Genomic DNA, 24,889 nt, shown 5'->3' on the forward strand with positions numbered 1-24,889 from the left:
CGGAAGTCCTCCCATGTCCGTGACCTCGCCCCGCCTGCCCGATGCGCTGCTGCGCGAACTCGAACGCCTGTCGCCCGAGCAGCGGACGCTGTTCGAGCGCCGGCTCGCCGCGCAAGGGCTGGTGGCGCCGCCGCCGGCACCGCAGGCCGCGGCGCCGAAGCGGCGCGACGCGGGCGCGGGGCCGGCGCCGCTGTCGTTCGCGCAGCAGCGGCTGTGGTTCCTGCAGCGGCTGGCGCCGCACAGCAGCGCCTACAACGTGGCCAGCGTGCTGCGGCTGGCCGGCCCGCTCGACGTGCCGGCGCTCGCGCGCGCGCTGCACGCGGTGGTCGATCGCCACGAGGTGCTGCGCACGGCGTACCCGGCGCGGGAGGGCGGCGTGCCGGTGCAGGACGTGCGGCCCACGCCGCCCGATGCGGCAGCGCTGCTCGCCGTGCACGAGGTGGGCGCCGACGAGGCCGCCGCCCAGGCTTGGATAGACAAGCTCGCGGCTGCGCCGTTCGACCTGGCCGAGCCGCCGCTGCGGCTGGCGCTGCTGCGCCACGGCCCCGGTGACCATCGGCTGCTGCTCGTCACGCACCACATCGCGAGCGACCGCTGGTCGGTCGCCGTGTTCCTGCGCGAGCTGCGCGCCGGCTACACCGCGTTCGTGGCCGGCGAAGGCGCCGCGCCGCTGCCGCCGCTGGCGATCCAGTACGCCGACTGGGCGGCCTGGCAGCATGCGCAGCTCGCCGGCCCCGAACTGGCGCGTCACGAAGCCTGGTGGCGCGGCCAGCTCGGCGGCGAACTGCCGCTGCTCGACCTGCCGCTGGACCACCCGCGCCCGCCGGTCGCCACCGACCGCGGCGCGCAGCATCCCCTCGTGCTGCCGCCGGCGCTGGGCACGGCCCTGAAGGCGCTCGCGCAGCGCCGTCAGGTCACGCTCTTCATGCTGCTGCTGGCCGCCTTCCAGGTGTGGCTGCACCGGTTGACGGGCGGCGACGACGTCATCGTCGGCACCGAGGTGGCCAACCGGGAGCAGCCCGGCACCGAGCCGTTGATCGGCCTGCTGGTCAACACGCTGGTGCTGCGCACGCGCATCGGCACGGCGGGCACCGCCGGCCACCCCCGCTTCGACGAGGTGCTGGCCCACGTGCGGCGCAACTTGCTCGACGCGATGGCGCACCAGGCGCTGCCGTTCGAGAAGCTGGTGGAGCTGCTCAACCCCGAGCGCCACCTCGACCAGATGATGCCGCTGTTCCAGGCCAAGTTCGACCTGCAGCCGGCTGCACCGCAGGACCTCGCGATGGGCGGCATGACGCTCACGCGTGAGCCGCTGCCCGAGCACCGCACCAAGTACGAACTGCGCTTCAACCTCGTCGATGCGCCCGAGGGCCTGCGCGGGCAGATCGAGTACCGCAGCGACCTGTTCGAGCCGGCCACCATCGCCCGCATGGCGCGGCAGTTCGAGGTGCTGCTGGGCGGCATCCTGGCCGCACCCGAGGCGCCCATCGGCACGCTGCCCCTGCTCGATCCGGCGGAACGCGCCGCGGTGCTGGCGATGGGCCGAACCCCGCCGTTGCCGCCGGCGGCAGGCGACGCGGCGACGCTCGACGCGATGGTCTTCGCGCAGGCCGCGCGCACGCCCGGCGCGGTGGCGGTGGTCGACGGCACCGAACGCTGGACCTACGCGCAGCTCACCGCCGCCGCCGACCGGCTGGCCGCCGCGATCGGCCGTGCCGGCGTGGCGCCCGGGGAGCCCGTGGGCGTGTGCATGCCGCGCTCGGCCCGCCTGCTGGCCGCGCTGCTCGGCGTGCTGCGCAGCGGCGCGGCCTACGTGCCGCTCGATCCTGAGTACCCGGCCGCGCGGCTCGACTTCATCGTCGAAGACGCCGGTATCGGCATCGTGCTGGTCGACGCGCTGGCCCCGCCGCCGCCGCTGGCACGCGCCGCCACGCTGCGGCAGATCGCGGTCGGCCCGCTGGGCGATGCGGCGCCCGCCGCGCCCGGCGCACCCGCCCCGCGCCACGCAGAGCCCGGCCGGCTCGCCTACCTGATCTACACCTCCGGCTCCACCGGCCGGCCCAAGGGCGTGGCCATCGAGCACCGCAGCGCGGTGGTGCTGATGCACTGGGCACGCGAGCGCTTCGGTACCGAAGGCCTGGCCTCAATGCTGGCTTCCACGTCGGTGTGCTTCGACCTCTCGGTGTTCGAACTCTTCGCGCCGCTGGCCTGGGGCGGCTGCGTGGTGATGGCCGAGAACGTGCTGGCCCTGCCGCGCCTGCCCGCGGCCGGCGAGGTGCGCTTCGTCAACACCGTGCCCAGCCTGCTGCAGCAGCTGCTCGACACGCACGGCCTGCCGCCGTCGGTGCGGCTCATCGGGCTGGCCGGCGAGCCGCTGCCGCCGGGGTTGGTGGAGCGGCTCCGCCGGTTGCCCCAGGTGGAGGCCGTCTACAACCTCTACGGCCCGTCGGAAGACACCACCTACTCCACCGAGGCCTGCTTCCCTGGCCTGCAGGGCGCCGACCCCGAAGGCGCCGAACCCGTGCGTCGCGTGCCCATCGGCCGGCCGCTGCCGGGCTCGCAGGCCTACGTGGTCGATGCCTATGGCGAGCCGGTGCCGCACGGCGTGGCGGGCGAGCTGCTGCTGGGCGGGCAAGGCCTGGCGCGCGGCTACCTGGGCCGCCCGGCGCTGACGGCCGAGCGCTTCGTGCCGAACCCGTTCGCACCGGAAGACGGTGCCTGGCTCTACCGCACCGGCGACCGCGTGCGCTGCCTGCCCGACGGCCAGCTCGAGTTCTTCGGCCGGCTCGACCACCAGGTCAAGATCCGCGGCTTCCGCATCGAGACGGGCGAGATCGAGCACGCGCTGCGCGAACACCCTGACGTCCGCGATGCAGCAGTGCAGGCACCGCACGGCCCGGACGGCCAGCGCCGCCTGGTCGCTCACGTCGAAGGCGCGACCACCGCCGACGTGCTGCGCGACTACTTGCAGCAACGCCTGCCTTCGCACCTGGTGCCCGGGCACCTGCAACTGCTGGCCGCGCTGCCGCGGCTGCCCAACGGCAAGATCGACCGCGCCGCGCTGGCCGCGCTGCCGCTGGAAGACGCCGCCGCGTCCGCCGCCCCGGTGGCACCGCGCAACGACACGGAAACGCACCTGGCCGCCATCTGGCAGCAGGCGCTGAAGCGCAGCGATGCGCAGCCGGTCGGCGTCCACGACAACTTCTTCGCGCTGGGCGGCCATTCGCTGCTGGCCATCGAGATCGCCGCGCGCATCGAGCAGCACTGGGGCCGGGTGCTGCCGCTGCAGGCGCTGTTCCAGGCGCCCACCGTGGCGCAGCTCGCGGCACGGCTCGACAAGATGCACCGGGCCGACGGCCCCGCGGGCGGCGACTTGCCCGCCGAGGCCCCACGCCCGGCCATCGTGCCGGACGACGCGGCGCGGCACGAACCCTTCCCGCTCACCGACATCCAGCAGGCCTACCTGCTCGGCCGCCACGCCGCGTTCGAGCTGGGCCAGGTCAGCACCCATGGCTACCGCGAGATCGAAGCGACGGGCCTGCAGCCGGCTGACGTAGCCGCCGCGCTCGACACGCTGGTGCAGCGCCACGGCATGCTGCGCGCCGTCGTCACCGGCGATGGCCGCCAGCGCGTGCTGCCCGAGGTGCCGCGCATCCAGCTCACGCAGCACGACCTGGCCGGGCTCGACGCCGAAGCCTGCGGAGAGGCGCTGCTGCGCACCCGCGAGCGCCTGAGCCACCAGCGCTTCGAGCCGTCGCAATGGCCGCTGTTCCAGATCGAGGCCTCTCGGCTGCCGGTGGCCGAAGGCACACCTGATCGCTGGCGCTACCACCTGAGCTTCGACGTGCTGATCGGCGATGCCTTCAGCTTCCAGCTGCTGGGCCGCGAGCTGGCCGCGCTGCTGGTGAGCGGCACGCTGCCGCCGCTGGCGCTGGGCTTTCGCGACTGCGTGCTGGCAGAAGCCGCGCACGCCGCGTCGCCCGCCGGCCAGGCCGACTGGGCGTGGTGGCTATCGCGCATCGACGAGTTGCCGCCGGCCCCCGAGCTGCCGCGCGTGCAGGCGCCGGCCGAATCGGCCTCGCGCTTCGTGCGCCGCTCGGCCACGCTGGACGCGCCGGCCTGGCAGCGCGTGAAGGCCCGTGCGCAAACGGCCGGCCTCACGCCGTCGGCCGTGCTGCTGGCCGCCTTCGCGCGCAGCCTGGCCGCCCATGCGCGCCGGCCGCGCTTCACGCTCAACCTCACGCTCTTCAACCGCCCGCGGCTGCATGCGGACATCGACCGCATCGTCGGCGACTTCACCGCATCGCTGCTGCTGGCCTGCGAGCCGCGGCCGGGCGAATCGTTCATCGCCGCGGCGCAGCGGCTGCAGGCCCGCCTGTGGCAGGACCTGGAGCACCGCAGCGTCAGCGGCGTGCGCGTGCAGCGCGCGTTGGCGCAGCGCCAGCAGCGCGGCGGGCAGGCGCTGTTCCCGGTCGTCTTCACCAGCACGCTCGGCCATGCGCAGCCGCCGGCCGGCGCCCGGCCCTGGGCCACGGAGGTGGTGTACGGCGTGAGCCAGACCTCGCAGGTGCTGCTCGACCACCAGGTGTCGGAGCTGCAGGGTGCGCTGCAGGTGAACTGGGACGCGATCGACGCGCTGTTCCCGGCCGGCCTGCTGGAAGGCTTGGTGCAGGAGCACGCCGAGCTGCTGGCGCTGCTGGCCGACCCGTCGCCGGCCGGCGAAGCGGCGTGGACCGCGCGCGACGCGGCCCCCGCTGCGCGGCGCATGGCGGCCTGGGCGGCATACAACGCCGATGCGTCTGCGCTGCCCATGCAGGCGCTGCAGTCCGCTACCGACGCCACGCTGCTGCACCTGCTGTGCTTCCGCGCCGCGCAACACCATCCGCTGTCGCCGGCCGTCATCACCGCCGACCGCACGCTGACCCATGCCGCGCTCGCACACGAAGCGCTGGCGGTGGCCGCGCGCCTGGCCGAAGCCGGCGTGCAGCCCAACGAGCTGGTCGCCATCGGCTGCGCCAAGGGCTGGGCGCAGGTGGTCGCGGTGCTGGGGGTGCTGGCCGCGGGCGCGGCTTACGTGCCGATCGACCCCGGCCTGCCGGCCGCTCGGCGCGCGCAACTCGTCGCCGATGCGCGCGCACGTGTGGTGCTGGTGGCCGCAGCCGATGCCGCTGCGCCGGGCGACTGGACCACTTCCACGCTGGCGATCGCCGCACCCGCCGGCCCCGCACGTACCGAGGCGCCGCCGCTGCCGCCCGCCCGCCAGGCCGGCACCGACCTGGCCTATGTGATCTACACCTCCGGCTCCACCGGCGCGCCCAAGGGCGTGATGATCGACCACCGCGGTGCCGTCAACACCGTGCGCGACATCAACCACCGCCACGGCATTGGCCCGGGCGACCGCGTGTTCGGCCTGTCGGCGCTGAACTTCGACCTCTCGGTGTGGGACATCTTCGGCCCGCTGGCCGCCGGTGGTGCGCTGGTGCTGCCCGCGCCCGACGACTTGCAGCAGCCGGCGCGCTGGCCCGCACGGCTGGCCGCCGACCGCGTGACGGTCTGGAACACCGTGCCCGCGCTGCTGCAACTGCTGCTCGACGCGCTGCCGGCCGGCGGCGGCGCCGCGCTGCCGCTGCGGCTGGCGATGCTGAGCGGCGACTGGATCCCGCTCGCGCTGCCGCCGCGCCTGGCCGCGGCCTGCCCGCAGGCGCGGCTCTTCAGCCTGGGCGGTGCCACGGAAGCGTCGATCTGGTCGATCGAGCACCCAGTGGACGGCATCGACGCATCGTGGCGCAGCGTGCCCTACGGCCGGCCGCTCGCGGGCCAGCCCTGGTACGTGCTGGACGACGACCTTCGGCCCTGCCCGCCCTCGGTGCCCGGCGAGCTCTACATCGCCGGCATCGGCGTGGCACGCGGCTACTGGGGCCGGCCTGCGCTGACGGCCGAACGCTTCGTGCCCAACCCTTTCGCCGTGCCGGGCGACGCGGCCGGCGCCGTGCTCTACCGCACCGGCGACCTGGGCGTGCTGCGCCCGGAAGGCTGGATCGAGTTCCTCGGCCGCGAAGACCACCAGGTCAAGGTCAACGGCTACCGCATCGAACTCGGCGAGATCGAAGCCGCACTGCAGCGCCACCCGGCCCTCGCCGGCGCGGCCGTGGCCGCCGGCGGCACGCCGCCCGCGTTGACGGCCTATGTGGTGCCGCGCCTGCACGATGCCGAAGGCGGCGGCCTGCTCGACCGCCTGGCGCGCCGCGCCGCGCTGCCCGGCAGCGCGCCGGGCTGGCGGGCGCCGGTGGCGGGCGACGAGGTGGTCGACCTGCCGCTGGCCGCGACCGCCGGCCCCACGCTGCCGCGCCAGAGCCACCGCCGCTTCGCCGATGCACCGCTCGCGCTGGCCACGCTGGCCGAGGTGCTGGCCGGCCTGCGTGCCCACACGCTGCCCGGCGCGCCGCTGCCCAAGTTCGACTACCCCTCCGCCGGCCACCTCTACCCGCTGCAGGCCTGGCTGCAGGTGCAGCCCGGCCGCGTCGACGGGCTGGCCGCCGGGTGGTACGCCTACCACCCCGCCGAGCACCGGCTGCACCGCGCCACCGGCCTGCCGCCGCTGGACGCGGCCGCCATCGACGCGCTGTACGGCAAGAACCGCGCGCTGGCCGAAGGCCGGGCGTTCGGCCTGTTCCTGGTGGCTCAGCTCGACGCGGTCGAAGCGGCCTATGGAGAGCGGGCGCGGGATTTCGCGTTGATCGAGGCCGGCCACGTCGGGCAGGTGCTGATGGCACGCGCCGCGGCTGCCGCGGCCGGCGACGTGCCCGCGGGCACGCTGCCACTGGGGCTGTGCGCGCTGGGCGGCACCGACCCCGCCGCACTGCGGCAGGCCCTGGCCTTGCAGCCCGGCCAGCAGCCGGTGTATGCGCTGATGGGCGGCGCGATCGAGCCCGCGTGGGCGTTGCGTTGGCAGGCGGCGGAACCGCCGGTGGCCGCACCGGCCGCTGTCGAGGGCCTGCAAGCGTGGCTCGCCGAGCGGCTGCCCGCCTACATGCTGCCGTCGCGCTTCGTCGTGCTGCCGTCCCTGCCGCTGACGCCCAACGGCAAGCTCGACCGCCAGGCACTGCCGGCGCCGGGGGCCGAGCGGGCCGCCTGGCGCGCCGCCGCCACCGGGACCGAACACCGCGTGGCCGAGGCCTGGCAGCAGACGCTGCAGGTCGAGGCCGTCGGCATGGACGACGACTTCTTCGCGCTCGGCGGCCAGTCGCTCGCGGCGCTGCAGCTGCTCACCCGGCTGCAGCAGGCCTTCGCGCTGCCGCTCACGCTGGGTGACCTGCTGGGCGCGCTGACGCCGGCCGCGCAGGCCGCGTTGATCGACGGCCGACTCGCCGCGCGGGCCGGCGCCCCGGCCGAAGCCGCGCCGCTGCAGGCCGCATCGGCACCGGCGGCCGTGCCCGACGTGGCGGCGCTGGCCGACGACGAGGTGGACGCGATGCTGGCCCAACTGCTGGCCGAGGAGGCCGGCCGATGAGCGCCGTGCTGCCGCCCTCGCCCGCGCTGTCCGCCGCCGACAAGCGCCGCCTGCTGGCCGAACTGCTGGCGAAGAAGCAGCAGCAGGCCGCGGCCGCGGTGCGCCACCCGCTCACCGCGGCGCAGCGCCGGCTGTGGTTCATCGAGCAGCTCTCGCCGGGCCTGGCGGCGTACCACATCCCCGCCGCGCTGCAGCTCGACGGGCCGCTCGATGGCCATGTCCTCGCCCGTGCGCTCGACGGCGCCCTCGCGCGCCACGACGTGCTGCGCGCCCGCTTCGTCGACGAGGCCGGCGAGCCGTGGATGCAGATCGCGCCGGCGGCCCCGCTCGGGCTGGCCGCCGAGCGCATGGACGCTTTCGGTGACGACGCCCGAGACGCCGCTGGCGCGCCGCTATCCGCCGATCAACAGGCGGAAGCGCAAGCCGCGCTGCGCGCCCTCGTCACGCCGCACTTCGACCTGCGCCACGGCCCGCTGCTGCGCGCCCGGCTGCTGCAGGCCGCGCCTCAGCGCCACGTGCTGCTGCTGTGCGTGCACCACCTGGTGGCCGACCACGCCTCGCTGCGCATCCTGCTGCGCGACATCGCGGCGCTCTATGCCGCGCTGCCGCTGCCGCCGCTCACGCTGCAGTACACCGACTACGCCGCCTGGCAATCGGCCCGCGAGCAGGCCATGGCCGACGAGCGCGAATGGTGGCTGCGGCAGCTCGCCGATGCGCCGCCCGACCTGCCCCTGCCCACCGACCGGCCCCGGCCGCCCGTGCAGCGCGGCCGCGGTGCCCGCTTCACCTTCACGTTGCCGGCCGGGCTGAGCGACGCCCTGCGCGGCTTCGCGCGGCAATCGCAGGCCAGCCTCTTCGCCACGATGCTGGCCGGCCTGCAGGCGCTGCTGGCGCGCTGCAGCGGCCAGCACGACGTGTGGGTGGGCACGCTGGTGTCGCAGCGCGAACGGCCCGAGACGCGCCCGCTGGTCGGCCTCTTCGTCAACAACCTGGTGCTGCGCACGCGGATCGAGCCCAAGGCGCCCTTCGCCGCGCTGGTGGCCGATGTGCGGCAGACGGTGCTGGGCGCGCTCGCGCACCAGACGCTGCCGTTCGAGCAGGTGGTGGACGCGCTGCGCACCGAGCGCCGGCTCGATCGCCATCCGCTGTTCCAGGTGAGCTTCGTGCTGCACGAAGGCGACGGCGCGCCGGTGCAGCTGCCGGGCCTGCGCATCGCCGCGCTGGCCGCCGACGCGGGCACCACGCGCTTCGACCTGGCGCTGGACGTCAACGACACGGGCGGCGCGCTGCACACGGCCTGGGAGTACGACGCCGACCTGTTCGATGCCGCCACCATCGAGCGCATGGCGCGCCAGTACCGCACGCTGCTGGCGGCCGCCGTGGCGCAGCCGCAGGTGCCGCTGGCCGCGCTCGACTTGATGGACGACGACGCGCGCCGCAGCATCGCGGCGTGGAACGCCACCGAGCGCGCGTTGCCCGACACCGACGTTTTCGGCCTCTTCCTGCAGCAGGTGCAAGCGCGGCCCGATGCGCTTGCGGTGACAGCCGGCGGCCGCACCTGGGACTACGCCGCGCTGGCCCGCCGCGTGGCGACCATCGCCGCGCGCCTCGACGCCGAAGGCCTGCGCCGCGGTGACATCGCCGGCATCGCGCTGCCGCGCGGCGCTGACCTGCCTGCGGCACTACTGGCCTGCCTGTCGCGCGGCGTGGCCTATGTGCCGCTCGATCCGCAGCAGCCGCCCGCACGCCTGGCCGGGCTGCTCGACGCGGCCGGCGCCGCCTGCGTGCTGGTGTCGGCACCCGAAGCCTCGCTGGCGTCCGCGCTGGGCTTCCGGCTGATCGACCTGTCCAGGCAAGACGACGCGGCCTCGCCCGCGGAAGAAAACACGGCGCCGGCCGCACCGGCCCAGCCGCCCGACACCCTCGCCTACCTCATCTTCACCAGCGGCACTACCGGCCAACCCAAGGGCGTGCCGATCACGCAGCGCAGCCTGCTGAACCTGCTGTGCGCGATGGCCGAGGTGCCGGGCATCGCGGCCGGCGACACGCTCGTGGCCGTGACGACGATCTCCTTCGACATCGCCGCGCTGGAGCTGCTGCTGCCGCTGGCGGCCGGCGCCCGCGTCGTCATCGCCGACCGCGACACCGCGGCCGACGGCGCGGCGCTGGGCCGGCTGCTCGATGCGGAAGAGGCCACGCACCTGCAGGCCACGCCGGCCGGCTGGCGGCTGCTGCTCGAAGCCGGCTGGGCCGGCCGCCCGGGCCTCACGATGCTGTGCGGCGGCGAAGCACTCGACGCCGCGCTCGCGCAGCGCCTGCTCGCCACCGGCGGCACGCTGTGGAACGTCTACGGCCCGACCGAGACCACCATCTGGTCGGCAGCGCTGCGCCTGTCGCCCGCGCTGCTGGCCGGTGGCACGGTGCCCATCGGCGGCGCCATCGCCAACACCACGCTCGACGTGCTCGATGACGCAGGCCGCCCGCTGCCGCCCGGCCTGGCCGGCGAACTGGCCATCGGCGGCCTGGGCCTGAGCCCGGGCTACTGGCGCCAGCCGGCCCTGACGCGCGAGCGCTTCGTGCCCGCCGTGGCAAACGGCACGTCCCCGGGCCCGCTCCTCTACCGCACCGGCGACCGGGTGCGCCGCCGTGCCGATGGGCTCTTCGATTTCCTCGGCCGCACCGACCACCAGATCAAGCTGCGCGGTTTCCGCATCGAGCCCGGCGAGATCGAGGCCGCGCTCTGCGCCCACCCGCAGGTGGCGCAGGCGCTGGTGCTGCTGCACGGGCCGGCGCAGGGTGAGCCGCTGCTGACCGCCTACGTGGTGGCGCGGACCGCCACCGACCCCGCTGCGCCGCACGTCGACGCCGCCACGCTGCGCGCCCACCTCGCGCCACGGCTGCCCGGCTACATGCTGCCGGCAGCATGGGTGCTGCTGCCCGCCTTCCCGCTGTCGGCCAACGGCAAGATCGACCGCAAGGCCCTGCCGGCGCCCGATGCCGGCCCCGCAGCGCCCGCCGTCGTCGCCGTGCGGCGGCCCGAGGGCCTCACCGAGCGGCGGCTGGCCGAGGTGTGGGCCGCGCTGCTCGGCCGTCCGGTGCACGACCGCGATGCCGACTTCTTCGCGCTCGGCGGCCACTCGCTGCTGGCCGCGCGCCTGATGGCGCGGCTGCCCGATGCCTTCGGTTGCCACCTCCCGCTGCGCGCGTTGTTCGAGCGGCCGACACTCGCGGGCCTGGCCGGGCGGATCGACGCAGCCATCGCTGCCGACGCGGGCCCCCTTGCCGGCACGGCACCTGTCCAGACAACGGCAGCCGCATCGCAACCTACCGTGATCACGCCGCTGCCCGCCGACGCCGCGCCCCCGCTCTCGCCCGCGCAGCAGCGCCTGTGGGTGATGGCGCAGCTGGAGCCCGGCAACCCCTTCTACAACATCGCCGCCGCGGTGCACCTGCCGGGGCCGCTGCCGCGCAGCGTGCTCGACGCGCGGCTGGCCGCGCTCGCGCAGCGCCACGACAACCTGCGCAGCCGCTTCCCGGCGCAGGACGGGCAGGCCCGGCTGGTGATCGAGCCGCGGGTCGATGTGCACGTCGAGCTGCTGGCACCCGCCCCGGGCCAGACCGTGGACGAGCTGATCGCGGCCGAGGCCCGCCGGCCGTTCGACCTGGCGAGCGCTCCGCTGTGGCGCGTGGCCGCCGTGCGCGACGAAGTGGACGGCACCGAAGGCCACCGCGTGCTGGTGGTGATGCACCACATCCTGGGCGATGCCTGGTCGCTGGGGCTGCTGGTGCAGGCACTGGCCGACGACGCCGGCACGGTGGCGCCGCTGCCGCCGCCGTTGCCACTGCAGTACGCCGACTTCGCCGCCTGGCAGCGCGCGCAGGACCACGCCGACGCGCTCGGCTGGTGGCGCACGCACCTGGCCGGCGCGCCGGCCCTGCTCGACCTGCCGACCGACTTCGCGCGGCCCGCGCGGCAGCGCCTGGACGGCGCGAGCCTCCGCTTCGAGATCGACCCCGCCACGCGCGACGCGCTGCAGGCCCTGGCACGGGCCGAAGGCGCCACGCTCTACATGCTGCTGCTGGCCGCGTTCAAGCTGCTGCTGTCGCGCTACGCCGGCAGCACCGACGTGGTGGTGGGCACCCCGGTGGGCCACCGGCCCGACCCCCGGCTGGACGAGGTGATCGGCCTTTTCGCCAACACGCTGGCGCTGCGCACCCGGCTCGACGGTTGCACGCACTTCGGCGAACTGATCGCGCGCGTCCGGCAGACGGTGCTCGACGGCTTCGCGCACCAGCAGGTGCCGTTCGAGCAGGTGGTGGAAGCGCTCGACGTGCCGCGCCATTGGCGGCACGCGCCGGTGTTCCAGGCCATGCTGCTGTGGCAGCCCGCCGCGCCGGCCGGCACCCCGCGCCGGCCGTGGACGCCGCAGCCCGTCGACCTGGGCGTGACGCGCTTCGACCTCACGCTGGCGCTGGCCGACCAAGCCGACGGCGCGGCCGGCCTGGCGGGCCGGCTCGAATACCGGACCGACCTCTTCCTGCCCGGCAGCATGGCCGCGATGGCCGAGGCCTTCGGCGAACTGCTGCGGCAGATCGCCCGCGCGCCGCGGCAGCCGCTGGCCACGCTGCCGATGCTGCCGCGCCGGCAGCGCCTGCAGATCGAAGCGTGGAACGCCGCCACCGCACGCCCGCACAACCGCGGCGCCACGCTGCCGGCGCTGGTGCTGGCGCAGGCCGTCCGCACGCCCGACGCGCCCGCGCTGACCTGCGGCGACCAGACGCTGAGCTACCGCGAACTGGTGGCCCGCAGCACCACGATGGCCGCGCGGCTGCGCGCGCTGGGCGCCGGCCCCGAGCAGCGCGTGGGCGTGTGCCTGCCGCGGCGCACGGAGCTCGTCGTCTCGCTCCTGGCGGTGCTGCAGGCCGGCGCGGCCTACGTGCCGCTGGATCCGTCCTACCCGGCCGAGCGCATCGCCTTCATCGCCGCCGACGCGCAGCTGCGTGTGCTGCTCGCACCGGCCGGCCATGGCATCGCGGGGCTCGACGCCGGTGTGGCGGTGCTCGATCCGTCTGCGTTTTCCACGGTAGCGGCCGACGCCGCCCCGCTTGCCTATGCAAGTGCCGGCCCGCGGCCCGACCACTTGGCCTACCTGATCTACACCTCCGGCTCCACCGGCCGCCCCAAGGGCGTGGCGATCGAACACCGGCAGGCCGTGGCGATGGTGCACTGGGCGCTGGCCACCTTCAGCCCCGCGCAGCTCGCCGGCGTGCTGGCCGCCACCTCGGTGTGCTTCGACCTCTCGGTCTACGAACTCTTCGTGCCGCTGGCCGGCGGGGGCTGCGTGATCCTGGCCGACGACGTGCTGGCACTGCCCACGCTGCCGGCCGCGGCCCGCGTGACGCTGATCAACACCGTGCCCACCGCCTGTGCCGAGCTGCTGCGCCTGGGTACGCTGCCCGCGGGCATCCACACCGTCAACCTGGCGGGCGAGCCGATTCCGCCGGCGCTGGTGGGTGCGCTCTACGCGCAGCCGGGTGTCGAGGGCGTCTACAACCTCTACGGCCCGTCGGAAGACACCACCTATTCCACCGGCATGCGGCTGCCGCGCGAGATCACCGGGCCGGTCACGCCGATCGGTGCGCCCATCGCCAACAGCCAGGCCTGGGTGCTGGACGACACGATGCAGCCGGTGCCCATCGGCATGCCCGGCGAGCTGTACCTGGGCGGCGAAGGCGTGGCGCGCGGCTACTGGCAGCGGCCCGCGCTGACGGCTGAACGCTTCGTGCCCGACCCGTTCACCGCTGCGGCGGCGCCGCCGCGCACCGCCACGCTCTACCGCACCGGCGACCGCGTGCGCCAGCGGCCCGACGGCGTGCTCGACTACCTTGGCCGCATCGACCAGCAGGTGAAGATCCGCGGCTTCCGCATCGAGCTGGGCGAGGTGGAGGCCGCGCTGTGCGCCCACCCCGGCGTGCGGCAGGCGGTGGCCACCGCGCACCGCGACGCGCGCGGCCACCAGCGGCTGGTGGCCTACGTGGTCGCCGCCGACGGCGCATCGCCGTCCGACAGGGCCGCGTTGCCCGGCGTGCTGCGGCGCCAGCTGCGCGAGCGGCTGCCCGAGTTCATGGTGCCGTCCGCCATCGTCCCGCTGGCGGCGCTGCCCGTGCTGCCGAACGGCAAGCTCGACCGGCAGGCGCTGCCGGATCCCCTGGCTGCAGCGAACGCCGGCGCCGAAGCCACCGCGCCAGGCTCTGATGCAACGCCGGCCGACGCGCCCGGCACCGACGCCGAGCGCCGCCTCGCCACCGTGTGGGCCGGCGTGCTGGGCCGCGCGCCGGCCGGGCGCGATGCACACTTCTTCGAAAGCGGCGGCGATTCGATCCTCGCGATCCAGCTCGTCGCCCGTGCCCGCGAGGCCAACCTGCCGCTGGCGCCGCGCGACGTGTTCCTGCATCCGCAGCTCTCCGCGCTCGCGGCGCAGGCCGAGGCGCGGCAGGCCGAAGGCACAACGGCCACCGCACCGCGCGGACCGGCCACCGGCCTGCAGCCGCTGACGCCCGCGCAGGCCTGGTTCTTCGAGCTGGGCCTCGAATACCCCGCGCACTGGAACCAATCGGTGATGCTGCGTCTGCCCGCGCCCATCGAGGCGAGGCGGCTGGCGCAGGCCACCGCCGCGCTGGCCGCGCACCACGACGTGCTGCGTGCACGTTTCGAGCGCGCGCCCGACGGCTGGCGGCAGACCTTCGACGCTGTCGACGCTCAGGCCGATGCAGGCAACGAAACACGCAGCGACACGGATCGCGATGCACGCACCGACGCGGATGGCCACGCCGAGCCAGACGCGCCTCAGCCGGCCCCGGCCCGCGATGCGGAATCGCGCTTCGGACGGTCGCCGCTGCTGCACCTGCACCGCCGCGTGGCCGACGCCGCCGCGGCCCGTGCCGAGATCGAAGCGCTGGCACAGGCCGCGCAAGCCAGCCTCGACCTGGCCCGCGGCCCGCTCTGGCGCATCGTCGCGATGCAGGTCGACCACCCCGGCGGCAGCGAGCACCGGCTGCTGTTCGTCGCGCACCACCTGCTGGTAGACGGCGTGTCGTGGCGCATCCTGCTGGGTGACCTGCAGGCCCTGCTGCGGCCCGGCACCGATGCCCCCATGCCAGCGCCCACCGCGCTGCCGCGCACCAGCCCGGCCGCGGACTGGGCACAGGCGCTGCACCAGCCCGGCCGCTTCGACGCGGAGCGGGCCTATTGGCACACGCAGGCGCGGGCCGAAGCCGAACCCTGGCCGATCGACCACGCCGGCGGCAGCAACCGCATGCGCGATCACGCGACCGTCACCGTCACGCTCGACGAAGCGCTCACGCGCCAGTGGTTGGAAGCCGTGCCCGCCGCGGCGCGGTTGCGGCCGGAGGAACTGCTGCTCGCGGCGCTGCTGCTCGCGGTGCGGCAGCAGATGGGCCCGGGCCCGCGGCGGTTGATGCTCGAAGGCCATGGCCGCGGCGAGCTGGACTCGGCGCCGCTCGACCTCGGCCGCACCGTGGGCTGGTTCACCGCGCTGCATCCGCTGCGCCTGGACATCGGCGCGGCCGCCGACGACGGCACGGGCCTCGACCATGCGCTGAAGCAGGTGAAGGCCGCACTGCGCGCCGTGCCGCAGCACGGCCTGGGCTGGAGCGTGCTGCGCCAGGCCGGCGGCGACGACGCGCAGGCGCTGCAGGTCGCGCCCGGCCTGCGCTTCAACTACCTCGGCCAGAGCGACGGCCTGTTCTCTCGCGCGGAAAACCCGCCCTTCGCGCCGGCCGACGAGCGCACCGGCGCCGCGCGCCACCCCGACGACGAACGCGAGGTGCTGCTCGACTTCAACGCACTGGTGGCCCGCGGCCGGCTGCAGCTGCACGGCGGCTACAGCCGCGCGCTGCACCGGCCCGAGCGCATCGAAGCGCTGATGGCCGCGTGGCGCGACGCGCTCGCCGCGCTGGTGGCGCACAGCCTGTCAGACCGCACAGACGGCAGCCACGTGCCCGCCGACTTCCCGTTGATGGACCTGAGCGCCGACGCGCTCGACGACCTGCTCGACACCCTGTGACGACCCCGCGATGACCGCCACCTCATTCACCGCGACGCCCCCGGCGACCCCTGCCGCCGCGTTCGACCGCCGCCAGGTCGAGAACTTGATGCCGCTGGTGCCGATGCAGCAGGGCCTGCTGTTCCACAGCCTGCTGGCCCCGGCCGGCGGCGCCTACGTGCCGCAGGTGGTGCTCACGCTGCGCGGCCCGCTCGATGCCGCGAGGCTGCGCCAGGCCTGGGCCGACACTGTCGCCCGCCACGCCGCGCTGCGCACGAGCTTCCACTGGGAGCAGCGCGAGCAGCCCTTCCAGGTGACCTGGCGCACGGCCGAGCTGCCCTGGGTGGCACACGACGTGTCGGGCCTGCCCCCGGTAGGCCAGCAGGCGCGGCTGCAGGCCCTGCTGGCCGCGCAGCGCGCGGAGCCGTTCGACCTGAACCGGCCGCCGCTGATGCGCCTGGCGCTGCTGGCGCTGGGTGCCGACCGGCACCAGCTCGTCTGGTGCCACCACCACCTGCTGCTCGACGGCTGGTCGGCGAGCCTGGTGCTGCGCGAGGTGTTCGCGCGGCTGCACGGCCTGCCGCTGCCGCCCGCGCCGCGGCCCTATGCCGACTTCGTCGCGTGGCACCAGCAGCGCGTGCGCTCGGGCGCCCAGGCGGCTTCGCTCGACTGGTGGCGCGGCGAACTGCAAGGCCTGCCCGCCGCCGCGCCGCTGCCCCTGCTGCGGCCATCGCCGCGCGGCGGCGCCGCCCGCCCGGCGATGGCCGAGCGCCTGCTGCCGGCCGATGCGCAGGCGCGGCTGCGCGCCGCGCTGTCGCGCCAGGGCCTGACGCTGGCCACGCTGCTGCAGGCCGCGCTGGGCCTGCTGTTGCGGCGCTACGGCCAGGGCGCATTGGCCGACGAGTCCAAGGCCGGCAGCGCCGCCGACGTGGTGTTCGGCCACACCGTGGCCGGCCGCCCGGCCGAGCTGCCCGGCGCGCTGGAGATGGTGGGCCTCTTCATCAACACCGCACCGGTGCGGCTGCGCGTGCAGCCCGCGTTGACGGTGGCCGCATGGCTGGCCCAGGTGCAGGCGTCGCGCTTCACGGCCGCCGAGCACGAGCACTTGCCGCTGCGCGAGCTGCAGTCGCTGGCGGCGGGCGGCGGCGCGGGCTCGCCGCTGTTCGACTGCCTGCTGGTGATCGAGAACTACCCCGCGGGCGGCGCGCTGCCGGCGGCGCCTTCCGAAGGGCCGGACGGCGTCCGGCTGGCATCGCTGGCGATCGAGGAAGCCACGCACTACGGCCTCACGCTGCAGGCCAGCGACGGCGACACGCTGCGGCTGGCCGCGCGCTGGGACGCCCGCCGCGCCGACGCGGCCGACGTCGAACGGCTGCTGGCGCATTGGCAGCACCTGGTGATGGCGCTGGTCGACCAGCCCGATGCAGCGGTGGGCACGCTGGCGATGCTGTCGGCCGACGAAGCCGCGCAGCTCGCGGCCTTCGGCGACGGTGGGCCGGCGCTCGGTGCCGGGCAGCCTTTTGCGTCGCTCGCCGACCGGTTCGAGCACCAGGCGCGGCAGCGGCCCGAAGCCGTCGCGCTGTGCTTCCAAGGCCGGACGATGCGCTACGCCGCGCTCGACCGCTGCGCCAACCGCTTGGCCTGGCAGCTGCGCGAGGCGGGCGTGGGCAGGGAGGACATCGTCGCCCTGCACTTCGAGCGTTCGTTCGAGCTGATGGTCGCGCTGCTGGCGGTGCAGAAGGCGGGTGCCGCGTGGCTGCCGCTCGACACCGACCAGCCGGCGGCACGCCTGGCCGCGATGCTGGACGACGCCCGCCCGCGCGTGCTGCTGCACGGCCGTGCCGACGGCGCGGGCCTGCCGGCCTGCCCCGAGGGCACGCAGCGGCTGCCGTGTGCCGATGCCGCGGCCGACGGCCTCGACGAGGCGGCTGAACTTGCCTATGCAGGTCCGCCGCCACGCAGCACGCACCCCGCCCAGGCCGCCTACCTGATCTACACCTCCGGCTCCACCGGCCGCCCCAAGGGTGTGCTCAACCACCATGCCGGCATCGCGAACCGGCTCGCCTGGATGCAGCGGCACCTCGGCCTGGCGCCGCAGGACCGCGTGCTGCAGAAGACGCCGGTGGGCTTCGACGTCTCGGTGTGGGAGCTGTGGTGGCCGCTGCTCGAAGGCGCGACGCTGGTGCTGGCGCCGCCCGGCGTGCACCGCGACCGCGACACGCTGGCCGGGCTGATCGCGCAGGAGCGCATCACCGTGGCGCACTTCGTGCCGGCCATGCTGGCCGACTTCCTCCAGGCCGCCGAGGTGGGCCGGCGGGCCGCCACCCTGCGCCACGTGGTGTGCAGCGGCGAGGCGCTGGCCGGTCCGCTGCAGCAGCAGGTCTTCGAGCGGCTGCCCGGCACGGCGCTGCACAACCTCTACGGCCCGACCGAAGCGGCGGTGGACGTGACGGCCTGGCGCTGCACGCCCGCGACCGCCGGCGCGCCGGTGCCGATCGGCCGGCCCATCGACGGCCTGCAGGTCCGGCTGCTCGATGCCGACGGGCACCCCGTTCCCGTGGGCGTGCCCGGCCGGCTCTTCATCGGCGGCGTGGGCCTGGCCCGCGGCTACCGGCGCCGGCCGGCCCTGACGGCCGAGCGCTTCGTGCCCGACCCCTTCGCCCAGGGGCCGGGCGGCGGCCTGCTGTACGACAGCGGCGACCTGGCGCGCTGGCGGCCCGATGGCGCGATCGACTACCTCGGCCGCGCCGACGACCAGTTCAAGCTGCGCGGCGTGCGCATGGAGGCGGGCGAGATCGAAGCCGCGCTGCTCGGCCTGGCCGGCGTGCGGCAGGCCGCGGTGAAGCTGTGGCCGGCCGCGCAGGGCGAGGCCGCGGTGCTCGCCGCCTACGTGGTGGCCGAGGGGCCGGCGACGGAGGCCGGGAACGCCGGCGCCGCGCTGCAGCGCGCGCTGCGCGAGCGCCTGCCCGACGCGATGGTGCCTTCGCACATCGTGGTGCTGGACAGCCTGCCGCTCACGCCGAACGGCAAGCCCGACCGCCGCGCGTTGCCGCGGCCGGCGGCCCCGCAACAGGCCTTCGAAGCGCCCCGCACCGACACCGAACGCGGCCTGGCCGAGATCTGGCGCGAGACGCTGCAGCTGCCCGCATCCCAGGGCCCCGGGCTGCAGGACAGCTTCTTCGAACTGGGCGGGCATTCGCTGGTGGCCATGCGCATCGCCGCCCGCGTGCGCAGCCGCTTCGGCATCGAGCTGCCGCTGGCCGCGGTGTTCGAGCACCCCACGCTGCACGCGCTGGCCGTGCATGTGGACACGCTTCGCGCGCCGTCGGCCGCCGCCGGCGGCTACAGAGAGGTGGAACTGTGAGTGCGCTCGGTGGACCCGCGGGCCGCGTCGCCACGGCCCCGCTCGCCGTGCCGCGCCGCGCAGCGCAGCGCCGCCGCTGGTTCGCCGCGCTGCTGGCCGCCACCCTGCTGCCGCTGGCCGGGCTGCCGCTGGTGGCGCTGCTCGACCTGCCGTTCCGCGAATCGACCGTGATTGGCCTGGCCGTGTTCATCGGCGGCGTGTGCCACGTGGGCAGCACGGCCACGTTCTACGCCGATGCCGATGCGCGCAGGCTGATGGCACCGATGAAGCCGCGCTTCGTCGTGCTGCCGCTGGCGGCCATCGCCGTCTCGGTGGTCGCCGTGGTGGCGGGCGGCGCGCTCGGCAGCGGGCCAGGGATGCTGGGCGACGCGGTGATGGCGATCTTCTTCGTGCACCTGGTCTGGCTCTACTACCACTACCAGAAGCAGAACTACGGGTTGATGTCGTTCGCCGCGGCAGCGTCCGGCACGCGGCTGCCGCCGGGCACCGTGAGGATCGTGCTGGTGCCGCCGCTGGCCGGCGGGCTCGCGACCATCCCCGCGCTGCTGGCCGACGGGCTGGCCCTGCCGCTGCCGGCGTGGCTGGCCGAGCAGGCGCCGCTGTGGCGCACGCTGGCCTGGTGGGCGTATGCGGTGGCCGCGGTGCTGATGGTCCGGCTGGCCTGGCGGCACCGCGAGGTGTTCCGCCAGCCGCTGGTGGCGGTGTTCTCCGCCGCGTCGTTCGGCTTCTTCCTGCCCGCGCTGCTGGTGGAGAACCTCGACTACGCGTTCTGGAGCTATGCGCTGGCGCACGGCTTCCAGTACCTGCTGATGGTGGGCATCGTCTCGCGCGGCGCGGCGCGCCCGCTGGCGGTGCTGCCGGCCTTCGTGGGGGCGGCGCTGGCGGGCGGCTGGGCGCTCAGCCGCTTCGGCGGCAACCATGCGCTCTTCGTCTGCGGCATCCTGCTGACCTGGGTGCACTTCGTGCTGGACGCCAGGCTCTGGAAGATGAGCGACGCCGCCGTGCGCAGCTTCCTGCGCGGCCGCTTCGCGTTCATCTTCGAACGGTAGCGGCCGACAATGGCCGCCCCGCCACGACTTTCCGAAGCGCGATGACGACGCCACCGCACCCCGGCCAGCCGAGCAACCGCATCCCTGCCGGGGTGTGGGTGCTCGGCGGCGTGAGCATGCTGATGGACATCTCGTCGGAGATGATCCACAGCCTGCTGCCGCTCTTCCTCGTCGCGGGCCTGGGCACCAGCGCCCTGGTGATCGGCCTCATCGAAGGCGTGGCCGAGGCCACCGCGCAGATCGTCAAGGTGTTCTCCGGCGTGCTGAGCGACTACCTCGGCAGGCGCAAGCTGCTGGCCGTGATCGGCTATGGCCTCGGCGCACTGAGCAAGCCGCTCTTCGCGCTGGCGCCCGGCGCGGGGCTGGTGTTCACCGCGCGCTTCGTCGACCGCGTCGGCAAGGGCATCCGGGGTGCACCCCGCGATGCGCTGGTGGCCGACGTGACGCCGCCGCACCTGCGCGGGGCCGCCTACGGGCTGCGCCAGTCGCTCGACACCATCGGTGCCTTCTCCGGGCCGCTGATCGCGGTCGGGCTGATGCTGCTGTGGGCCAACGACTTCCGCGCGATCTTCTGGGTGGCGGTGATTCCCGGCGTGCTGTCGGTGGCGCTGCTGGCCTTCGGCCTGCACGAGCCGCCGCCGAGCCATACCGGCAAGCCGCGCACCAACCCCGTCCGCCGCGAGAACCTGCGCCGCCTGCCCGCGGCGTACTGGTGGGTGGTCGGCGTGGGCGCGGTGTTCACGCTCGCACGCTTCTCCGAGGCCTTCCTGGTGCTGCGCGCCGAGCAGATCGGCATCGCGCTGGCGCTGGTGCCGCTGGTGATGGTGGCGATGAACCTGGTTTATTCGCTGTGCGCCTACCCCTTCGGCAGGCTGGCCGATCGGATGAGCCACCGCGCTCTGCTGGCGGGGGGGCTGGCGGTGCTGATCGCGGCCGACCTGGTGCTGGCTTCCAGCGACGACTGGCGCGTGCTGCTGGTGGGCGTGGCGCTGTGGGGCGTGCACATGGGCATGACGCAGGGCCTGCTGGCCACGATGGTGGCCGACAGCGCGCCGGCCGACCTGCGCGGCACGGCCTTCGGCTTCTTCAACCTCGTGAGCGGCTTCGCGCTGCTGCTGGCCAGCGTGATCGCCGGCCTGCTGTGGGATGCGCTGGGCGCGGCCACCACGTTCCAGGCCGGCGCGGCGTTCAGTGCGCTGGCGCTGGCCGCGCTGCTGCTGCAGCGTTCACCCCCGCGGCCGGTGCAGGCCGACGGCGGCGGACCTTGATGCCGCGGCCGGTGCCCGCGGTGCCTGGCCCTCTCCACACCCCTTGCTGCTTCTGGACGTTCCCGTGACCCCGTCTCCCATCCGCCGTGCCGGCCGACCGGCAGCGACCGCCCCGTACCGGCTCTTCTGCCTGCCGCCCGCGGGCGCCGGCCCGAGCCTGTTCTTCCCGTGGCTGGACGCGGCACCGCCCGACATCGACGTGTGCCCCATCGCGCTGCCCGGGCGGGAGGACCAGTTCGGCCAGCCCCTGCCGGCCTCGATCGCGGCACTGGCCGACACGCTGGCCGAGGCCCTCGCGCCTGCACTCGACCGGCCGTACGCGCTGCTCGGCTACAGCATGGGCGCGCTGATCGCGTGGGAGCTGGTGCAGCGCTGGCGCCGCCGGGGGCTGCGCCAGCCGGAGGTGTTCTTCGCGCTCGCCGCACGTGCGCCGTCGGCGCAGGTGCCGCGTGAAGTACCGCTGCATGCGCTGCCCGCGGCCGCGTTCCGCCAGACGCTGATCGACATCGGCGGTACGCCGCGTGAACTGCTCGACAACGCCGATGCGATGAGCCTGTTCGAGCCGATCCTGCGCAACGACCTGCGCATCGCCGAGACCTACCGGCCTGGCCCCGACGCCGCGCCGCTGGACGGCCCGCTGCATGCCGTCTTCGGCAGCGACGACGCACTGATGACGCGCGACGACGTCGCGCCCTGGTCGGCCTGCACGCGGGGGCCCTTCAGGCTGCACGAACTGCCGGCGCCGCACATGCTGCCGCGCCCGCAGCTCGTCGCGCTCATGCCGGCCCTGGCGGGATGGTGGCGCCGGGGCTGAACGCTTCGCCGGCGATCCGCAGCGAAGCATGCGGATCGCGCACCGCCACCGCCCAGGGCAGCCCCGGCCGCAGCGCACCACGCCAGAAGCGCCAGGCGCCGGGGTGGGGCTCGATGTCGGGCGGGGCCTGGAGCAGCACGCCCCCGTCGGGCTGCGGCAGCACCCCGAAGCGCTGCAACGGCATCGACAGCCCCTGGCCGCAGGCCTTCACGAACGATTCCTTCAGCGTCCACAGCGCGAGGAAGCGGTCGACGCGGGCCTCGGCATCGGGCGGCGCGGCATTCAGCCACGCACGCTCGGCCGGCGAGAAGACCAGTTCGGCCATGCCGGCCGCATCGCCTGGCCGGTGGCTTTCGACATCGACGCCGATGGCCTCGTGGCGGGCGACGACCATCAGGACGGCGTCGGCGCTGTGCGATACGTTGAAATGCAGCGGCAGCCCGGGCACCGGTGCGGCCACGGCGGGCCGGCCCCAGGTGTTGTCGGCGAAGCGCCAATCGGCCGGGGGAACGCCCGGCGCGTAGTGCGACAGCACGCGGCGCACCAGCCAGCGCGTGGCGAGGTGGCGGTCGCGGTCGCGGCCGAAGTGGAAGCGCGCGGCGCGGGCGTGCTCTTCGCGCTGCAGGTGGGCAAGGACCTCGGGCGGCGGCGCGTCCGCGCGGCACCACCAGAGGTGCACGTCGCGCGGCGGCAGCGGATCGGCCGGTGCGCCCATGCCGGACCTCAGAAGCGCGCCGTCAGCGTGACGCCGACACGCCGGGGATCCCCGACATAAGCGCCGCCCCGGGTGTCGCGGCCGGTGAGGTATTCCTTGTCGGCCAGGTTGTCGACCCAGACCACGACCGACGTCCACTCGCCCTCGTAGCCGCCGCGCAGGCCGAGTATCGTGCGCCCCGGCACGCGGAAGTCCTTCTGGTTGTCCAGGTCGCCGGTCGCCCAGGCCTTGCTGCGGGCGGCCAGGTCAGCCGACACGAACCAGCCGCTGCCGAAGCGCGCCGTCGCCCACAGCCCGCCCGACAGCCGCGGGGCCTCCGGAAACTCCTTGCCGGAGAAGTCGCGCTGGATCACCGTCATGCGGCCGTCCTCGATCTTCGACCGCGTCAAGCCCAAGGACCCGCCGACGTCCAGCCTCCGGCCCTGGCGCCACAGCAGGGACAGCTCCGCCCCGTCGACGCTCGACCGCCCGACGTTCTCGGTGGTCATCAGCCCCGCCGAGCCCTGCGCCACCGACAGCTGCTGGTCGCGCCAGTCGTAGTGGAAGGCATTGGCGTTCAGCAGCATGCGCCCCTCCAGCCAGCTGGAGCGGTAGGCGACTTCATAGCTGGTGAGGTACTCGGGATCGATGTCGCGCCCCTCTTCGCGGAAGCCGGCACGGTAACCGGTCGCGACGGTGAAGGCCAGGCTGCTGGTGGGCGACAGCTCACGCGCCAGCGCCACCTTCGGCAGGAACGCATGGTGGCTGAAGCGGCTGCGCTCGACCTCGCCGGCGAGCCGGTCGTTGAAGCGCAGCGTCGAGCGTTCGTGGTCGTAGCGGGCGCCGAGCGTCAGCTTCCACAGCGGATGGAAGGCCCAGGTCGCCTCGCCGAACACGGCGGCGCTGCGGTCGCGCCGCTGGCTGTCCAGGTCCTGGAGGGCATTGCCGCCGACGGTGACCAACGAGTCCCGCGTGTTGCCGAAGCGGCCGACAAACACGCCCGCCACGCCGGTGATCGCGCTGCCCGGCGGGGCGTAGGTGTAGCGGAATTCCTGCGTGGTGTCGCTGTCGGCGCGCACCTCGTCGCGGTCGTACGCCAGCCCCTGGATCGCGCCGAGCCCGGTCAGCAGGGCATCGGTGTCGACGTGGGCGGTGATGCTGGCGACGGTGACGCCCGGCTGCAGCTCGTAGCTCAACTCCAGCACCCGGTTGCGCACCTTGTTGCGGCGCGCCTCGGCCGTGCCGGAGCTGCTGTCGTAGACGCGGTCGAAGTACGGCGCGCTGACCGCCGCCACCGCCGGATCGTCCATCGTGTCGGACAGCGTGAGCTTGGCCTCGAAGCCGCGCAGCGCCTGCGGACGCCAGCGCAGCTTGGCGCGCACGTTGCGGTACTCGTCGTCGTCGAGGAAGGCGTCGATCGGCTGCGTGTAGCGGATGCCCTTGTGGCCCCGGGCGCTCTCGGCCGCGAGGCGGAACGACCAGTCCCGCCCCAACGCGCCCGACAGCATCGCCGCCCGGCCGAACAGGTCGCCCTCGCCCGCGTTGAGCCGGGCCGCCCCTTCCCAGAAGTCGGTCGGGTCGTTGGTCTTCACCGTCACCGCGCCGGCCAGCGAGTTGCGGCCCTGCAGCGTGGACTGCGGGCCGCGGGCCACCTCGATCTGCTCAACGTCCCAGGTGCCCCGCTGGCCCCGGCGCACGCCTTCGAAGGACTGCGCCGCGCCGTCGATGACCAGGGTCGTCAGCGGGCGCATGTTGCCGCCCGGATCGCCCAGCCCCTCCGAGTTGATGCCGCGGATCGATATGCCGTTGTTGCCGTTGTTCGACGGCGCCACGTAGATGTTGCCCTGCAGCTTGAGCGCATCGCGCAGGTCGCGCAGGTTCAGGTCCTCGAGCTGCTGCCCGCTGACGACGCCGGTGCTGGTGTAGGTGTCCTGGCTGGTGCGGCGCACCTTCTGGCCGGTGATGACGATGGTCGACGGGCTGTCCGCGGCGGGGGCGGAGGCCGATGCGGCGGGCGCGGCCTGCGCCCATGCCGCCGGTGCGAAGCCGAGGCAGGCGCAGGCGGCGGCCAGCGCCGTGAGCGGGTGGCGTCGCCGCCGGGAGGTTCTGGAAGCTGCGGTCATG

General features: G+C 74.8%; 8 protein-coding genes. 6 read left to right on the forward strand and 2 right to left on the reverse strand.

The window, feature by feature from the left end:
• Window positions 1-13 precede the first annotated feature (13 nt).
• The 6 genes from V4F39_RS04380 (at window position 14) to V4F39_RS04405 (ending at window position 22,071) form a co-directional block, all read left to right on the forward strand.
• On the forward strand, window positions 14-7,510 hold the full coding sequence (locus V4F39_RS04380; protein WP_332288086.1) for an amino acid adenylation domain-containing protein: 7,497 nt from the start codon (window positions 14-16) through the stop codon (window positions 7,508-7,510).
• Window positions 7,507-15,597: an amino acid adenylation domain-containing protein gene (locus V4F39_RS04385; RefSeq protein WP_332288087.1), complete on the forward strand. Its 8,091-nt coding sequence runs from the start codon at window positions 7,507-7,509 to the stop codon at window positions 15,595-15,597. The genes V4F39_RS04380 and V4F39_RS04385 overlap by 4 nt, the downstream gene beginning before the upstream one ends.
• Window positions 15,598-15,607: 10 nt before the next feature.
• Window positions 15,608-18,940: an amino acid adenylation domain-containing protein gene (locus V4F39_RS04390; RefSeq protein WP_332288088.1), complete on the forward strand. Its 3,333-nt coding sequence runs from the start codon at window positions 15,608-15,610 to the stop codon at window positions 18,938-18,940.
• Complete coding sequence (locus tag V4F39_RS04395; protein ID WP_332288089.1) at window positions 18,937-19,989, forward strand: hypothetical protein; 1,053 nt, start codon at window positions 18,937-18,939, stop codon at window positions 19,987-19,989. The genes V4F39_RS04390 and V4F39_RS04395 overlap by 4 nt, the downstream gene beginning before the upstream one ends.
• Before the next feature lie 41 nt (window positions 19,990-20,030).
• Window positions 20,031-21,257, forward strand: a complete 1,227-nt coding sequence (locus V4F39_RS04400; RefSeq protein WP_332288090.1) for an MFS transporter — start codon at window positions 20,031-20,033, stop codon at window positions 21,255-21,257.
• Window positions 21,258-21,321: 64 nt separating this feature from the next.
• On the forward strand, window positions 21,322-22,071 hold the full coding sequence (locus V4F39_RS04405; protein ID WP_332288091.1) for a thioesterase II family protein: 750 nt from the start codon (window positions 21,322-21,324) through the stop codon (window positions 22,069-22,071).
• Here the strand turns inward: V4F39_RS04405 and V4F39_RS04410 are convergent.
• Together V4F39_RS04410 and V4F39_RS04415 are read right to left on the reverse strand one after the other, a co-directional pair.
• The gene (locus V4F39_RS04410; protein ID WP_332288092.1) at window positions 22,034-22,786 is read right to left on the reverse strand and encodes a 4'-phosphopantetheinyl transferase family protein; all 753 of its coding nucleotides are present in this window, start codon (window positions 22,784-22,786) and stop codon (window positions 22,034-22,036) included. The two genes, V4F39_RS04405 and V4F39_RS04410, sit on opposite strands and share 38 nt — an antisense overlap.
• Window positions 22,787-22,794: 8 nt before the next feature.
• A complete protein-coding gene (locus V4F39_RS04415; RefSeq protein ID WP_332288093.1) occupies window positions 22,795-24,888 on the reverse strand; it encodes a TonB-dependent receptor in 2,094 nt (697 codons plus the stop codon).
• Between the last annotated feature and the right edge of the window lies 1 nt (window position 24,889).

Source organism: Aquincola agrisoli, assembly GCF_036621135.1.
Taxonomy (GTDB): domain Bacteria; phylum Pseudomonadota; class Gammaproteobacteria; order Burkholderiales; family Burkholderiaceae_C; genus Aquincola; species Aquincola agrisoli.

Bases quoted from the DNA above. Each gene is read 5' to 3' on its own strand.
- V4F39_RS04380 (WP_332288086.1), top strand. From the start codon at position 14: ATGTCCGTGACCTCGCCCCGCCTGCCCGATGCGCTGCTGCGCGAACTC.
- V4F39_RS04385 (WP_332288087.1), top strand. From the start codon at position 7,507: ATGAGCGCCGTGCTGCCGCCCTCGCCCGCGCTGTCCGCCGCCGACAAG.
- V4F39_RS04390 (WP_332288088.1), top strand. From the start codon at position 15,608: ATGACCGCCACCTCATTCACCGCGACGCCCCCGGCGACCCCTGCCGCC.
- V4F39_RS04400 (WP_332288090.1), top strand. From the start codon at position 20,031: ATGACGACGCCACCGCACCCCGGCCAGCCGAGCAACCGCATCCCTGCC.
- V4F39_RS04410 (WP_332288092.1), bottom strand. From the start codon at position 22,786: ATGGGCGCACCGGCCGATCCGCTGCCGCCGCGCGACGTGCACCTCTGG.
- V4F39_RS04415 (WP_332288093.1), bottom strand. From the start codon at position 24,888: ATGACCGCAGCTTCCAGAACCTCCCGGCGGCGACGCCACCCGCTCACG.